This window comes from Catellatospora sp. TT07R-123 (assembly GCF_018327705.1).
Taxonomy (GTDB): Bacteria; Actinomycetota; Actinomycetes; order Mycobacteriales; family Micromonosporaceae; genus Catellatospora.
Map to the genome: position 1 here is coordinate 2053714 of NZ_BNEM01000001.1, position 15219 is coordinate 2068932.

Genomic DNA, 15219 nt, shown 5'->3' on the forward strand with positions numbered 1-15219 from the left:
GGCCCGGAACCGCCGTGGTCCGGGCGTGTCAAGGGCCGGACGGCCGCGAGCGGACGCCAAGGCCCCGGAAGGGAGCACCCGCCTGACCCGGACAGGACGGTCGGACTCGGCACCGACCGGGAGCGTGCCCGGTGCCCTCGGCGCCGTCATACGGCACCCGCGTACGCGGTCACCAGAGTGTTTCATCAGTGTTACCTGTGAACAATGCCCATCGATGTCATTGGCATAGATTGTTTGGAGCCCGTCCGAACTTCCCCCGGCGGGCACGAAAAGACGCCGGCCACCGCGGGTGTCCGCGGTGGCCGGCGCCTACCGGCGGGCGTCAGCCCACCGGTCTGAGCCCCCTCAGCTCAGGGTGAGGGCGGTGTCGTCGACGACGAACGAGGTCTGCAGGGAGGCATCCTCGGTACCGGTGAACTTCAGGGTCACCGTGGAGCCCGCGAACGACGTGAGGTCGACCGTGCGCAGCAGGTAGCCCGTGTTCTTGTTCAGGTTGGAGTACGACGCCACGGTGGTGGTGCCCGCCGTCACGGCCAGCTTGTCGTAAGCCGTCGTGGTGGAGGTCTCCGCGGTGTCGATGTGCAGGTAGTACGTGAGCGTGGCGTGGCAGCCGGCCGGGATCGTCACCGACTGCGACAGCGTGTCGGTGTGGGTCGCGCCGTAGCCGTTCAGCCACGCCTTGTACGAGCCGCCGTGGGCCGGCTGGCCCGCGTCGGTGGTGATGACGCCGGAGGTCTGCGTCCAGCTGACCGCACCCGACTCGAAGCCCGGGTTGAGCAGCTTCTGACCGGTGCAGCTGCCGCTCGACGGGCTCGGGGCCGGGCTGGCCGACGCGCTCGGGCTCGGGGTGCCGCTGGTGCAGGTCGGGTCACCGGTCTGCGCCGGCACGCTGACGCCGTTCCAGGCAGCCTTCGTGGCGTTGAACAGGCCGCAGGTGGCGTCCAGGTTCTTGGCCGCGGTCAGCGTCCAGGTGCGGTACTTCAGGTACGAGCTGCTCGACGTCTTCATCAGCATCGCGTTGTACATGATCTTGATGGCGTTCTGGATGCCGACGCCGGTGATCGTGGTGCTGTTGCAGGTCGCGCTGGTCGGCTGCCCGTTGGTCGGGCTGGTGCCCTCCGCCAGCAGGTAGAACCAGTGGTTGCCGGGACCGGCCGCCGCGTGGACCTCCTCGCTGGGGATGCTGCTGGAGTAGCAGTTGTCGTCCCCGGCCAGCGACGGGTTGTACATGTAGCGGATCGGGCCGCTGCCGACCAGGTTGATCTCCTCGCCGACCTGGAAGTCCGGCGGGTCGTAGGCGGAGCCCTCGTTGGCGTACCACTCGGTCGCCGCGCCGAAGGTGTCGGCCACGAACTCCTGGGTGTTGCCGCCGGAGATGCCGCCGGGGGTGTTGTCGTCGATGCCGTGGCCCATCTCGTGACCGACCACGTCCATCGAGCTGATCCAGGCGCCGGCGGTGTTCTTGCCGATCTGCACCTGGGTGCCGTCGTAGTACGCGTTCTGGTCGTTGAGGCCGACCCGGATCGGCCACGCGCCGCCCGAGCCGTTCATGCCGTTGCGGCCCAGCCAGGAGCTGAGCATCGAGGCCTCGGTCTGGGCGGCGAACAGGGCGTCGACGCAGCCGGTCTCCCGGCTGGTCCCGACGCCGTTGCCCCAGGTGTCGGTCGACTTGCTGAACGTCGTGTTGGTGGCGGCGTCCTGGCAGGGCATGTTCGTGGGCGAGCTGCCCTGCAGCTTGTAGGTGCCACCAGACAGGGTGGTCTGCAGCGTCAGCGGGTTCGGGCCGTTGATGGCGCCGGTGCCGGTGCCGCGCGTGACGTGCTCGCGGGAGCCGAGGACGGTGCCGGTGAGGGCGTCGACGTACACGGTGAGGCGGCTGATGCCGTCCGCGCCGGTGCCGTTGACCGTGGTCGCCCAGGCCAGGCGCGGGCTCGCGCCGAGCGCGTGCACGACCAGCGAGGTGGCCTCGGTGCTGGCGACCGTCTTCAGCTGGGCCTGGGCGGTCTTCACCGCGGCGGCCTGGTTGACCTTGGGCAGCACGCCCAGGCCGGTGATGGTCTGCTCCTGCGCCACCGAGGACGCCTTGAGCGTGCCCGCGGCGTCAGTGACGAGCACGAAGTCGCCGCCGACGACCGGCAGGCCGCGGTAGGTCCGCTCGAACGGGACGTACTGCATGTTGCCCGACGAGATGACGCCCTTCTGAATGAACGCGTCGTCAGCACCCGCGTGCAGGTAGGCGGGGCGTGCGGCGACGAGGCTCGCGGCAGAGTTCGCAGCTGCGGCACGAGCCGTCTCCGGGGTCACCGGTGACGCGGCGGCGGGCGTGAACGCCATGGCGGTGGTCCCCGCCAACGCCATCGCCGTGGCCGTGAGGATCGCGCCCACGGCCGAACGTCGTGACATTCTCACTTGTCCCTCTTCCTTGGAGGGTTGGGGTGTGACCCTCTCTTCCGGATCAGACATCCGGCGGATACGGCAGTACATGTAGCTGCCGCAGCCTGTTCGGATTGCCGACCCGAGGGTCCACCGTCCGTTTACATTGGCAGATTCCTATCAATGAACAACCACGCCGTCAATACCTGAAGACTGTATTTCACAAGACCGACATCAGCGACCTGCGAATGGGCATGAAAAAGGGCTGCCGGTCGTCATCACGGCAGCTCAGGGCCATACCGATAAGGGGGTATGGCGAGTCGCACCGGCGCCTGGCCTCCGCTTTCGCGGGAACCGTGCGCCGGTGCCGCCATCAACCACTACGAAGCGTCCGGAACCGGATGCCCCCGGCTGCGGGCACCCGATTCCGGACACGATTCACCCGTAAAACGCGCGGCGTCGAATGACCGGTCGGGGAGAGCGGATAATCGTGGTTCGCGCGTTTTCCGGGACGTCTTGTCGAAGGCTGGCAGCAGACTATGGCCGCCGAACCATGCCGATCAACAGCCTGGCCTGGCATTCTGGCGCCATCTTTACCCGGCGCCGGGGCGTCCGGATGTGACCTGAACCACGCAAGGTTGCCCGGTGCCTACGCGGTGCGACACTGTCGATCCGACAGTTGGCACCTTGCGTACTCCGGGGTCGGTGAAACTCCGAACCGGCGGTCACAGTCCGCGAACCCGCACCTCCCCCGAGGGGCGGGCCGATCCGGTGGAATTCCGGAACCGACGGTAAAAGTCCGGATGAGAGGTAGTACGCGGCAGGCGCTGCTGTGCGGTGCGCTGTGCGCGTACCGCCCGGCTGCCGCCTGTCACCCGGATCTGCAGGCGCGCGACGGCCGCGGGAGCGATCCGGTATCCCTCCCCCGCCCCGCGCGTTGACGGATCGGCCGTCCGTGCGCGCGCACGGCGGCGATCGCCGTCATGCCTTCGGTACGACGGCGGGGCACCGCGCCCCGCCCGACGCCAGAGGGAGAACACATGTCACACGCCGTACTCGACACCGCCGCCACCGCCACCGCGGTAGAGCGCGCCCTGCGGGCCTTCGCCCGGGGCGGGTTCGTGCTGGTGTTCGATCGCGAGTCCCGCGAGAACGAGGGCGATCTGATGATCGCCGCCGAGCACCTCGACGAGGCCGCACTGCGGTTCATGCTCGACCACACCGCCGGGGTGATCTGCGTGGCCGTCACGCCGCAGATCGCCGACCGGCTGAACCTGCACCCGATGGTCGAGCCGAACACCGGCCTGCACGACACCGCGTTCACGGTCTCGGTGGACCTGGCCGCGGGCACCAGCACCGGCATCTCCGTCGGCGACCGGACCCTGACCATCCGCGCCCTGGCCGACGCCGCCACCGGACCCGGCGACCTCGCCCGGCCCGGCCACGTGTTCCCGATCCGCGCGGTCGAGGGCGGCGTGCTGGCCCGCGACGGCCACACCGAGGCCGGGGTGGACCTGTCGCTGCTGTGCGGCCTGTCCGGCGCCACCGCGATCTGCGAGGTCGTCCGCCCCGACTGGACGATGGCCCGGCTGGACGACCTGGTGGCGCTGGCCGAGCGCTTCGACCTGCCCATGATCTCGGTCCAGGACCTGATCGACCACCGCGCCCGCCGCGCCTAGTCCCGCCGGCCCGGCACGCAGGTGCGCACGGGAGCGTATCCACCGCGGCCGGGCCGGATTCCATCATGGACGCATGCCGACCGTGCCCGTCGACCCCGCCCAGTGGGACCTGGCCCGCCGCGCCCTGACCGAGGCGGTCGAGCGCGTCGTCGCGCTGGCGCAGGCCCACCCGCCGCACATCATGGTCACCGCGGACTGGAACATCGCCGACACCGTGGCCCACCTGGTCAGCCTGATGCGGCTGGACGAGGTGCTGGTCCAGGGCCAGACCCCCGACGTCCTGCTGCCGGGCGCGCTGGCGGCGGTCGACGCCACCAACGTGGACACCGTCGCCGATCTCAACCGCGTGGTGCTCGACCGGTTCCCCGAGCGCGACGTCGCCGCGTCCTGCCGCGAGCTGCGCGAATCGGCCCAGCGGATGCTGGCCCTGGCCGGCCGGCGCGACCCGGCCGACCAGGTGAGCTGGCTGGGCGCCGCCCGGCTGTCGATCGGCGGGCTGGTCGCGCACATGGTCAACGAGCTGGTGGTGCACGGCTGGGACATCGCGCGGGCCACGCGTACGCCGTGGCCGATGGACCCGCACGCGGCCGGGCTGTTCTTCGACCTGTTCCTGCTCGGAGTGACCAGGGCCGGGTACGGCAACCTGCTGGAGCACGGCGCCCCGGTGCGCCCGGGACGCATCGCCGTCGACTTCCGCTCCGACTACACGACCCCGGCGATGCTGGTGCTCACCGACGGCCACGTCACCGCCGAGGACCCCGATCCGCGCGCCGACGTGCGGCTCACCTTCGACCCGCCGACGCTGAACCTGATGCTGTTCGGGCGGGTCAGCAAGCCCCGGGCGGCCCTGACCGGCAAGGTCAGGCTCGGTGGCCGCCGCCCGTGGCTGCTGCCCGCCTTCATGCGCACCATGCACCTGCCGTCCTGAGCACGGCCGCCTTCGCCGTACCGCACGGGGGCCAGGCGCCGGTCACCGGCCGGCGCTGGCGGCCTCCAGTGCGGTCAGGTACGACCGCGCCCAGGCTTGTATGTCGTGCTCGCGCAGGTGTGCCCGCATCTGCACCATCGCCTCGTTCGGCTCGGTGGCGTCGGCCTCCAGCGCCTCGATCAGCGTGTCCTTGAGCCCTTCGACGTCGTGCGGGTTGACCAGGTACGCCTGCGTCAGCTCCGCCGCGGCCCCGGCGAACTCGCTGAGCAGCAGCGCGCCGCACTCGTCGACCCGGGCGGCGACGAACTCCTTGGCGACCAGGTTCATGCCGTCGCGCAGCGGGGTGACCGCCATGACGTCGGCGGCCCGGTAGAGCGCGGCCAGCTCGGTGCGGTCGAAGACCTGGCTGAGGTAGTGGACCGCGGCCACGCCGAGGCGGCCGAAGTCGCCGTTGATCCGGCCGACCTCCCGCTCGACCCGGTCGCGCAGCTGCCGGTACTGCTGGACCCGCTCGCGGCTGGGGACCGCGACCTGCACCAGCACCGTCTCCGGCGCCTTCAGCCGGCCGTCGGTCAGCAGCTCCCGGTATGCCTTGAGCCGGTGCTCGATGCCCTTGGTGTAGTCGAGGCGGTCGACGCTGAGGATGACCCGCTGCGGGCTGCCCAGGTCGGAGCGCAGCTTGGCGGCCTGGCGCACCACGTCGTCGCGGCGGGCCAGCGCCTCCATCTCGGCCGTGTCGATCGAGACGGGGAACGCGCCGGTGTGCACGGTGCGCCCGTCGATCTCGATGCGGTGCTCGTCGGGCGTCACGCCGAGCACCTTCGCGGCGAGCTGGTGGAAGTTGTGGACGGCGTGGCTGCGCTGGAAGCCGACCAGGTCGGCGCCGAGCATGCCGCGCAGCAGCTCCGCCCGGCGCGGCAGCTGCATGAACAGCTCCGGCGGCGGGAACGGCACGTGCAGGAAGAAGCCGATGCGCAGGTCGGGTCGCTGGGCGCGCAGCATCGCGGGCACCAGCTGCAGGTGGTAGTCCTGCACCCAGACGACCGCGCCGTGAGCGGCGACGCGGGCGGCGGCATCGGCGTAGCGCTGGTTGACCCGCTGGTACGCCTCCCACCAGCGGCGGTGGTGCACGGCCGGTTCGACCGCGTCGTGGTAGAGCGGCCACAGGGTCGAGTTGGCGAAGCCCTCGTAGTGGTCGCGGAAGTCCTCCTCGGACAGCTCGACCGGCACGAGGTGCACGCCGTCGACGTCGGGCAGTGCGGGGCTCGGCCCGGGGATGCCGCCCCAGCCGATCCAGGTGGCGGGCTTGTTGCTCAGCACGGGGTGCAGCGCGCCGCCGAGCCCGCCGGGGCTGCGGCGCCACTCGAAGACCCCCTCGGAGGCACCGGTGTCATTGACGGGAAGGCGGCTGGCGACCACGACGAGTGAGGCGTCCCGCATGGGGTGACCCCTTTCGGAGCTTTCGCTGATATGAGAAGGTTCGCACGACTGTGTATCAATGACCGAGTCCCGCGAACTTGTATCAACCAAAAGTTACGTGGCGATTACAGCAAGCACATACTTTCACTCTGGTGGGTCTGCGGATAGCAGCCGTTGGGACAGTTCGCGCCATACCCGGGTGGGGGCGCGACTACACGGTGGACCAGGGTATTCGCCAGCTCCGATGGCTTGTGGCCCGGCGGCGGGGGCGTTGGCCTTTCAGGATACGCCCAGCCGCCGGGCTGTCACACCAGGTAGGGTCAGCTCGGGACTGTCGCGATGGGACGGTGCCAGTCGCGCAGCAGCTCACGCGGGACAGGCCAGGAGGGTGACCAGCGGCTCTGCGGGCCGTCCAGCACCATCAGCCGGGCGTCGGCGAGCACCGGCACATGCGCTGCCTGGTCGGCGTCACCCAACGTGACCTGCCTCACAGCCACCTGCGGATGGTCCTGCGCGACCCGGCGCACCGCGCCGGAGAACGCGTCGGCGCTGTCGCGGTCCTGCCACACCCGGCAGGCCAGCACGTCCACGCCGTACGCGGCGGCCTCCTCGAACGCGAACGACAGCGCCGGGCCGGGCACCCGCGACCCGGCGGCGGCCACCACCACCGGCCCGCGCCGGTCGCCCGGCGCCACGGACGGCACCGCGGCGTTGGCCGCCAGCACCGGGCGGCCCGCCCGGCGGGCCAGGCGCACCCCGGCGGCCCGGCGCGACGGCAGCGCCAACCGCCGGTCGGTCCCGCCGACCACCAGCATCGCCGCCGACGGGGCGGCCCCGGCCAGCGCCTGCGGCAGCGAGCTCTGCGTGGCGCGCAGCCATACCGCCACCTCCGGGAACCGCTGCCGCACGGCCGCGGCCGCGGCCTGGGCGGCCTGCTCGTCGTCGTTGGCCGAGTGCCAGAACGAGGCGGGGTAGGGCGCCATCGAGGTGGGGTGGGTCCACGCCATCGGGTCGCGGCGGTAGACCAGGCACAGCGGCAGGCTGCGGGCCGCCGCCTCGGCGGCCGCCAGTTCCAGCGCCGAGCGGCCCGGACGGCTGTCGTCGTAGCCCACCAGCACGGGCGGGTTGGTCAGGTCTGCGGTCGTCATCGTGATACCCCCGAATCCGTCGCGGTCTGCGGCCGGCGCAACCAGCGCACGACCGCGTCCACGACGTCGGTCTCGAATGTCGCGGCCAGTTCGCGCGCCGTAGCCTCCGCATCGCGGGACACCGCCGAGTTGATCCGCTCGGCGTACGCGGCGCGCAGCCGCATGAGTGCGGGCGTCATCGCCCGGTCCAGCTCCAGCTCAGACAACTGTGGGTAGTCATCCATGAGCTCAGCGTGAACACACGACGTTACCGCAGGATCACCGGCCGCGCAGGGGCCGGTTAACGGTCGTCACACCAGTTTCCGCAGGCCCGCCCGGCGCGGCGTGATCAGCGGCCCAGATCGCCGGAACGGTAGTGGCGGCGGCACAGGACCTGGTACCGGACCTCGGCCGGATCGGCCGCGGCCGTGTCCCCGATCACCACCTGGGCGCCCTCCCGCGCCACCACGCCGTCGACGATGCGCGCGTTGAGCAGGCCCTCCCGGCCGCACCAGCACAGCACCTCGACCTGGAGCCGGTGCACCTCGTCGGCCAGCTCGAACAGCCGCCGCGCGGCCGGGAACAGGTGCGAGCGGAAGTCCGAGGCCAGGCCGAAGGCGTACACGTCGACGTCGTACCCGTCGACCAGGTCGGCCAGCTGCTCGATCTGCGCCACCGTGTAGAAGCAGGCCTCGTCGCAGATCAGGTAGTCGATGCGGGCGCCGGTGGACCACTCCTTGCGCACCAGGTCGACCAGGTCGAGGTCGTCGGTCACCTCGACGGCGGTGTGCGCGAGCCCGATCCGCGTGGTGACCTGCGGCCCCATCGAGCGGTCGTTGCGGGTCAGCACCAGGCCCCGGCGGCCCTGCCGGCCGTGGTTGTGGTCCATCTGGAGCGCCAGCGTGGACTTGCCGCAGTCCATCGGGCCCCAGAAGAACTTCAGGGCGGCCCCGTGGCGCAGCCGACCGTCACCGGCGGCGTTGCAACTCGGAGCGGGGGATGGCGCGTCGGCAGAGGTCACGGTGGGGCAGCCTAACCGCTGGCCCACCGTGACCGGGAATCCATGAATGCAGGTGCAGCACTACAGGCGTGTCGGGGGCACGTTGCCCGCCTGCTCGATGGCCCGCCGCATGGGCACCTTGAGCAGCAGCACGAACCCGAGCGCGAAGAAGATGATCAGCGAGAAGATCGCGACGCGGTAGCTGCCGGTGATGTCGTACGCCAGGCCGAACACCAGCGGGCCGAGCCAGCTGGTGCCCTTGTCGGAGATCTCGTAGAAGCCGAAGTACTCGCCTTCCTTGCCCTTCGGGATCAGCTGGCTGAACAGCGACCGGCTCAGCGCCTGGCTGCCGCCGAGCACGATGCCGATCGCCCCGCCCAGCGCGATGAACGGCACCGACTCGTTCGCGGGCAGGAAATACGCCGCGGTCACGATCAGCGTCCAGCCGACCAGGCTGCCCAGCACGGTCTTCCAGGCGCCGAAGCGCTTGGCCAGCGCTCCGAGCAGCATCGCGCCACCGAACGCCAGGAACTGCACCAGCAGGATGGTCGGGAAGAGCGTCGTGTCGTCGAGGCCCAGCTCCTTGGAGGCGTAGGTGCCCGCCATCGCGATGACGGTCTGGATACCGTCGTTGTAGATCAGGAACGCGCCCAGGAAGAACAGCGTCAGCGGGTAGGCCCGCATGCCCCGCAGCGTGTGCGCCAGCTGCTTGAACCCGTCGACCAGCACGTTGCCGCGCGCCGCCGCCTCCAGCACCGGCCGGTCGCGCAGCCACGCCAGCGGGAACGTCGTGAACAGCGCCCACCACACGCCCGCCGACACGAGGCTCCAGCGGGCGACCTCGCCCTTGTGCTCCTCTCCGAAGAACACCACCGCCACGACGTTGAGCAGCAGCAGCAGCCCACCGCCGAGGTAGCCGAACGCCCAGCCCCGGCTGGAGACCGCGTCGCGGTCCTCCTCGCTGGAGATCTGGGGCAGGAAGGAGTTGTAGACGACCACGCTGGCCCCGAACGCGAGGTTCGCGATCAGGAACAGGGCGGCGCCCAGCTCGTACCGGCTGCCGGTGAGGAACACCAGGCCGCAGGTGGCCCCGGCCCCGATGTAGGCGAACAGCGCCAGCCACACCTTCTTGCGGGCGGCCCGGTCGGCGATCGCACCGACCACCGGCAGCAGCAGCACCTGGAGGATGACCGAGAGCGAGGTGACGTAAGGGAACAGCGAGCCGGCCTTGAACGAGAGCCCCAGCAGGTGCACGTCACCGGCGGCGTCCATGCCGTTCTCGGCGACGCCGGTCAGGTACGGCCCGAGGAAGGCGGTCACCACGGTGGTGGAGAAGGCGGAGTTGGCCCAGTCGTAGAAGTACCAGCCGACCCGCTCGCGCTTGGTGCTCTCACCGTAGCCCGCGGTGTCGGCTTCGGCGGTCGGCGTCTCGGGCGGGGGTGCGCTGAGATCAGCGGTCATGGGTGGTCCTTCCAGAGGCCACGGTCTACGAAAACTTCCCGTAACACGTCGATGCGATCGGTCATGATGCCATCCACACCGAGATCAAGTAACCCGGCCATCTCGGCAGGATCGTCGATCGTCCAGACGTGCACCTGAAGTCCCAGGCGGTGGGCGTGCGCCACGAAGCGCCGGTCCACCACCCGTACCGCCCCGAACCGCACCGGGACCTGCGCCGCGACCACCGACGGCGGCAATTTCACCCGGCCGCCGAAGCGGGAGGCCAGCCACAGCCGGGCCGTCTCCTTCTGCGCCAGCGACGTCGCGTACGCCGGACCGGCCAGCTCCCGCACCCGCCGTAGCCGCGCATCGGAGAACGAGGCCAGCAGCACCTGATCGGGGGTCGCCCGCGCGCGTACCACCGCGACCGTCGGCTCCACCGCGCGGTCGTCCTTGACGTCGATGTTGAACCGGATCTCCGGCCACGCGTCGAGCACCTCGTCCAGCCGCGGCACCGCCGCCGCCCCGCCGACCCGCACCGAGGCCAGGTCCTGCCAGGTCACGCTCGCCACCGCGACCGGCTCACCGGCGACGCGGCGCAGGTCGGGGTCGTGCAGCACCACGGCGACGCCGTCGCGGGTGGCGTGCACGTCGGTCTCGACATAGCGGTATCCGGCGGCCACCGAGCGGGCGAACGCGTCGGCGGTGTTCTCGTCACCCTCGGCGGCACCACCCCGATGGGCGAATGCCAACGGCGGCTGCGCGAGGTACGGATGCAGTGGGCGCGGGGTGTTCACGTGCGGAAGCATGCCACCGCCGGCTGCGTCCGGATGGCCCCCGCACGGACCGCTCGCCAACAACGGGCGACATCGGTGAGAATGTCCGCACCACCGCGTCGAAGCAAGTCGATCCATGTCGGGTGCAACATCGGGAAGGGGTGCACGGTGGCTGATGACGACCCTGCGGACTGGTTCCGTCAGCTCTCGCCCGTACAGCGCGCACTGCTCGATCGGCTCGCCGAGGGGGCGACGATAGCGGCGGCCGCGTCGGCGGAGTACCTGTCGCTGCGCACCGCCAACCGGCGCATCGCCGACCTGCGCCAGGGGTTGGGCATCGGCACGACCCGCGAGCTGGTCGCGGCATACCGCGCCCGCCGCGGCGAGTGACTCAGCGGCGGCGTACGCGGCGGGTGTCGACCGGCCTGGTCGGGTCGGTGAAGCGGGGGCGGTCGGGCTCGTCGGCGCGCAGCGGGGCGAGCTCGGCGGCGATCGCGTCGACGATGCGGTCGGCGATGCGCTGCGCCGCGCCCACCCGGCCGGGGTCGAGGTCCGACAGGTCCACGGGGGTGCCGATGTGCACCCGGACCACCGGGCGGCGGCGCAGGTCGCGCCAGATCATCGGCCACATGCCGGTGGGCGCGTCGTAGGGCAGGACCTCGTGCGAGCCCCAGATCGCCAGCGGGATCACCGGCACCTTGGTCGCCAGCACGAGGCGGCCGACGCCGGTGCGGGCGCGCTCGGGCCACAGGTCCGGGTCCAGGCCGATGCGGCCCTCCGGGTACAGCATCACCATGGCGCCCTCGGTCAGCGCGACCACGCTGTCGGAGACGGCGTTGGCCGCCGTGGCCTCGCCCCGGTCGGCCCGGATGTGGCCCTGCCAGCGCATCAGCGGCCCGATCACCGGGTGCTTGAACAGCCCCGCGTTGGCCATGACCCGGGGGTGGATCCCCAGCCTGCGGAAGGCCGCCGCCATGGCGACCGGGTCGAACGGGCTGATGTGGTTGCAGGCCAGGACCAGGGCGCTGTGGCGAGCTTCACGGGGCAGGTCGCCGGTCACCTCCAGGCGGGTGAGCAGGCGGCTCACACCCGTCGCGAGCAGCAGCGCGAAGCGCAGCAGCGGCGGCGGTGACCAGGGCGTGGGGGGTGTCACGGACTCACATCCTGCCACGAGGTGACCTAAGTCCCATACCACGAGCAGGTCAGATGCGTAGCCTGACCGGAAGAGGATCAAAAGACGCAAGGCGGGAGTTGCGCGCATGGACGCGACAGACCTGGCGCGGTGGCAGTTCGGGATCACCACCGTTTACCACTTTCTCTTCGTCCCGATCACCATCGGCATGGCGTTCCTGGTGGCGGGTTTCCAGACCGCCTGGGTGCGTACGGGCAACGAGAAGTGGCTCAAGCTGACCAAGTTCTACGGCAAGCTGTTCCTGATCAATTTCGCGATGGGCCTGGTCACGGGCATCGTGCAGGAGTTCCAGTTCGGCATGAACTGGAGCGAGTACTCCCGCTTCGTCGGCGACATCTTCGGTGCGCCGCTGGCGATGGAGGCGCTGCTGGCGTTCTTCCTGGAGTCGACCTTCCTGGGGCTGTGGATCTTCGGGTGGGAGAAGCTGCCCAAGAAGATCCATCTGGCCTGCATCTGGATCGTGGCCTGGGGCACCGTGCTGAGCGCGGCGTTCATCCTGGCCGCGAACTCGTGGATGCAGAACCCGGTCGGCTTCAGAATCAACGCCGAGCGGGGTCGGGCCGAGCTGACGGACTTCGGCGCCGTGCTGACCAACAAGGTCGCGCTGATCACCATCCCGCACACCATCGCCGGGGCCTTCCTCACCGCGGGCGGCCTGGTCGCCGCGGTCGCGGTGTGGCACCTGCTCCGGCGGCCCGGCCACGACACCGCCGCCTACCGCAGCGCCGCCAAGGTCGGCGCCTGGACCACGCTGGTCGCGATGGCCGCGCTGGCCGTCACCGGCGACGTCCAGGGCAAGATCATGACCGAGGTGCAGCCGATGAAGATGGCCGCCGCCGAGGCGCTCTACACCACCGAGCAGCCCGCGCCGTTCTCGCTGTTCACCATCGGCACCCTGGACGGCAGCCGCCCCGTGTACGCGCTCGAACTGCCCGACCTGCTCTCGTTCCTGGCCACCGGCACCTTCGACGGCAAGGTCCAGGGCATCAACGACCTCCAGGCCGCGTACGAGCTGAAGTACGGCCCCGGCGACTACACGCCCAACATCCCGGTCACCTACTGGACCTTCCGCCTCATGATCGGCTTCGGCGCCCTGGCCGCCCTGATCGCGCTCTGGATCCTGTGGGCCACCCGCAAGGGCCGAGCACCCGACGCGACCACACGCGGCGGAAAGCTGCTGCTCGCCGGAACCGTCGCGCTGCCGCTGCTCCCCCTCCTCGCCAACTCCACCGGGTGGATCTTCACCGAGATGGGCCGCCAGCCCTGGATCGTGTTCGGCCAGATGAAGACCGCCGTCGCCGCCTCCCCGTCGGTCAGCGCCGGTGACGTGATCACCTCGATGACCGTCTTCACGCTGCTGTACGGGGCGCTGGCCGTGGTCGAGGTAGGCCTGCTGCTCAAGTACGCCAAGGCAGGCGTGCCCGACGTGTCCCCGCCCCCGCCGGCCGAGTCCGACGAGGACCGCCCGCTCGCCTTCGCGTACTAGGAGCGCGCCGCCATGCATCTGAACACCCTGTGGTTCCTGCTCATCGCGGTCCTGTTCACCGGGTACTTCGTCCTGGAGGGCTTCGACTTCGGCGTCGGCATGCTGCTGCCCGTGCTCGGCCGCGACGACCGCGAGCGCCGCGTGCTCATCAACACCATCGGACCGGTCTGGGACGGCAACGAGGTCTGGGTCCTCACCGCCGGCGGCGCCATGTTCGCCGCGTTCCCCGAGTGGTACGCCACCCTGTTCTCCGGCTTCTACCTGCCGCTGCTGCTGATCCTGCTGGCGCTGATCCTGCGCGGGGTGGCGTTCGAATACCGCGGCAAGCGCGACGACGCGGTATGGAAGCGCCGCCTCGACTGGTGCATCGTGTTCGGCTCGGTGGTGCCCGCGTTCCTGTGGGGCGTCGCATTCGCCAACATCGTGCGCGGCGTGCCGCTGGACGCCGACCACCAGTACACCGGCAACCTGTTCACGCTGCTCAACCCGTACGCGCTGCTGGGCGGGCTGACCACGCTGCTGCTGTTCGTCACCCACGGGGCGATCTTCATCGCGCTCAAGACCGTCGGGGACATCCGGCAGCGCGCCAACGCCCTGGCCCAGCGGGTCGGCATCGCCACCGCCGTCGTGGCCGTGGTGTTCCTGGTCTGGACGCTGGCCCGGCACGCCACGCCGCTGTCGGTCACCTTCGCCGTACTGGCCGCGCTGTGCCTGGTCGGCGGGCTGATCGCCAACCGGCTGCCGTCGCGTACCGATCCCGAGGGGCGGCGCGAGGGGTGGGCGTTCACCGGCACCGCGGCGGCGATCGCGTTCGCGGTGGCGGCGCTGTTCGCCAGCCTCTACCCGTACGTGCTGCCGTCGACCGTCGACACCGCGACCAACAGCCTGACCGTGGGCAACGCGTCGTCGACGCCGTACACGCTGAAGATCATGACCTGGGTGGCGCTGGTCTTCACCCCGATCGTGCTCCTCTACCAGGGCTGGACCTACTGGGTCTTCCGCAAGCGCATCGGCACCCACCACATCCCGGCCCCCACCCCCACCCACCCAACCCCGTAACCCACCGCCCCCACCCCGCCCCCACCCCGCCCACTAGACCCACCCGACCGCACAAACAGACACCGCGAACCAAACCAAACCGAACAAGGCCAAATCGAACCGGGCCCGGCCTGGCCGGGCCAGGCCAGGCCGGGCCAGGGCGGGGCGGGGCGGGGCGGGGGCTGGCCGGGGGCGAGGCAGGGGCTGGCCGGGGCTGGCCAAGATCAGCAAAGTTGCCGGGCAATCGGGCGAATCTTGGGGCTTCTTTCCCACGATTGCCGGGCAACTTGGCTGATCTTGAAACTGCGCCGCCGTGGGGCAGCCCACCCGCGGCGTTACCTGACCCCCTCCGGCGCTGCCGAGCGGGTCCGGTGCTGCCAGAACCGGCGATGATCGCTTATTGCGGTCGAACCCTCAGCCAGGAATCCAGGTTCGGACCGCAAAGGACGATCATCGGGCACATCTCCTCGATGATCGCCACCTGCGGTCGCATTACCGCCTCGCTGCGCCCGCCCCACCCCACGCCCGCGCCGCGCTGGCTCGGCTGGCCCGACCGGGATGGCTCGGCTGGCCGGACCGGGATGGCTCGGCTTCGGTGGCCGGCCGGCCAAGCCGGGCCGGGATGGCTGGGCCGGCCAAGCCGGGCCGGGATGGCTGGGCCAGCCAAGCTGGGTCGGGGTGGCTGGGCCGGGGTGGTCCGGCCAGGGGGCTGGGACGGAGTGCAGTTTCGGGGAAGGTGCGGGAATCTTGACGCGCATTCG

At 70.7% G+C, this 15219-nt stretch carries 13 protein-coding genes and 1 riboswitch; of the genes, 5 read left to right on the forward strand and 8 right to left on the reverse strand.

The window, feature by feature from the left end:
- Nucleotides 1–345: 345 nt before the first annotated feature.
- On the reverse strand, nucleotides 346–2403 hold the full coding sequence (locus Cs7R123_RS08565) for a M4 family metallopeptidase (RefSeq protein WP_212824926.1): 2058 nt from the start codon (nucleotides 2401–2403) through the stop codon (nucleotides 346–348).
- Nucleotides 2404–3060: 657 nt separating this feature from the next.
- Nucleotides 3061–3194: riboswitch (FMN riboswitch) on the forward strand.
- Between the two features lie 219 nt (nucleotides 3195–3413).
- Here Cs7R123_RS08565 and ribB point away from each other — a divergent pair.
- Together ribB and Cs7R123_RS08575 are read left to right on the forward strand one after the other, a co-directional pair.
- Nucleotides 3414–4052 carry a 3,4-dihydroxy-2-butanone-4-phosphate synthase gene (gene ribB / locus Cs7R123_RS08570; protein WP_212824928.1) on the forward strand — a complete coding sequence of 213 codons (639 nt, stop codon included), beginning with the start codon at nucleotides 3414–3416 and terminating at the stop codon, nucleotides 4050–4052.
- A gap of 73 nt (nucleotides 4053–4125) precedes the next feature.
- Nucleotides 4126–4980, forward strand: coding sequence for a maleylpyruvate isomerase N-terminal domain-containing protein (locus Cs7R123_RS08575; RefSeq protein ID WP_212824930.1), 855 nt, complete (start codon nucleotides 4126–4128; stop codon nucleotides 4978–4980).
- A gap of 42 nt (nucleotides 4981–5022) precedes the next feature.
- Here the strand turns inward: Cs7R123_RS08575 and Cs7R123_RS08580 are convergent, their stop codons facing one another.
- The 6 genes from Cs7R123_RS08580 to Cs7R123_RS08605 form a co-directional block, all read right to left on the reverse strand.
- Nucleotides 5023–6420, reverse strand: a complete 1398-nt coding sequence (locus Cs7R123_RS08580) for a trehalose-6-phosphate synthase (RefSeq protein WP_212824932.1) — start codon at nucleotides 6418–6420, stop codon at nucleotides 5023–5025.
- Between the two features lie 299 nt (nucleotides 6421–6719).
- Complete coding sequence (locus tag Cs7R123_RS08585) at nucleotides 6720–7547, reverse strand: universal stress protein (RefSeq protein ID WP_212824934.1); 828 nt, start codon at nucleotides 7545–7547, stop codon at nucleotides 6720–6722.
- A complete protein-coding gene (locus Cs7R123_RS08590) occupies nucleotides 7544–7771 on the reverse strand; it encodes a hypothetical protein (protein ID WP_212824936.1) in 228 nt (75 codons plus the stop codon). The genes Cs7R123_RS08585 and Cs7R123_RS08590 overlap by 4 nt, the downstream gene beginning before the upstream one ends.
- Nucleotides 7772–7875: 104 nt before the next feature.
- The gene (locus Cs7R123_RS08595; protein ID WP_244871700.1) at nucleotides 7876–8547 is read right to left on the reverse strand and encodes a thymidine kinase; all 672 of its coding nucleotides are present in this window, start codon (nucleotides 8545–8547) and stop codon (nucleotides 7876–7878) included.
- Nucleotides 8548–8607: 60 nt separating this feature from the next.
- Entirely contained in the window at nucleotides 8608–9987 is a 1380-nt protein-coding gene (locus Cs7R123_RS08600; RefSeq protein ID WP_212824938.1) for an MFS transporter, read from the reverse strand.
- On the reverse strand, nucleotides 9984–10763 hold the full coding sequence (locus tag Cs7R123_RS08605; RefSeq protein ID WP_244871701.1) for a glycerophosphodiester phosphodiesterase: 780 nt from the start codon (nucleotides 10761–10763) through the stop codon (nucleotides 9984–9986). Before Cs7R123_RS08605 ends, Cs7R123_RS08600 begins: the two co-directional genes overlap by 4 nt.
- Nucleotides 10764–10910: 147 nt before the next feature.
- Between Cs7R123_RS08605 and Cs7R123_RS08610 the strand changes: the two genes are divergently transcribed.
- A complete protein-coding gene (locus tag Cs7R123_RS08610) occupies nucleotides 10911–11132 on the forward strand; it encodes a hypothetical protein (protein WP_244871702.1) in 222 nt (73 codons plus the stop codon).
- Between the two features lies 1 nt (nucleotide 11133).
- Here the strand turns inward: Cs7R123_RS08610 and Cs7R123_RS08615 are convergent, their stop codons facing one another.
- Nucleotides 11134–11895, reverse strand: coding sequence for a 1-acyl-sn-glycerol-3-phosphate acyltransferase (locus Cs7R123_RS08615; RefSeq protein ID WP_244871703.1), 762 nt, complete (start codon nucleotides 11893–11895; stop codon nucleotides 11134–11136).
- Between the two features lie 106 nt (nucleotides 11896–12001).
- Between Cs7R123_RS08615 and Cs7R123_RS08620 the strand changes: the two genes are divergently transcribed.
- The gene (locus tag Cs7R123_RS08620; RefSeq protein ID WP_212824944.1) at nucleotides 12002–13420 is read left to right on the forward strand and encodes a cytochrome ubiquinol oxidase subunit I; all 1419 of its coding nucleotides are present in this window, start codon (nucleotides 12002–12004) and stop codon (nucleotides 13418–13420) included.
- Nucleotides 13421–13432: 12 nt separating this feature from the next.
- Nucleotides 13433–14479, forward strand: a complete 1047-nt coding sequence (cydB, locus tag Cs7R123_RS08625; protein WP_212824946.1) for a cytochrome d ubiquinol oxidase subunit II — start codon at nucleotides 13433–13435, stop codon at nucleotides 14477–14479.
- Nucleotides 14480–15219 lie beyond the last annotated feature (740 nt).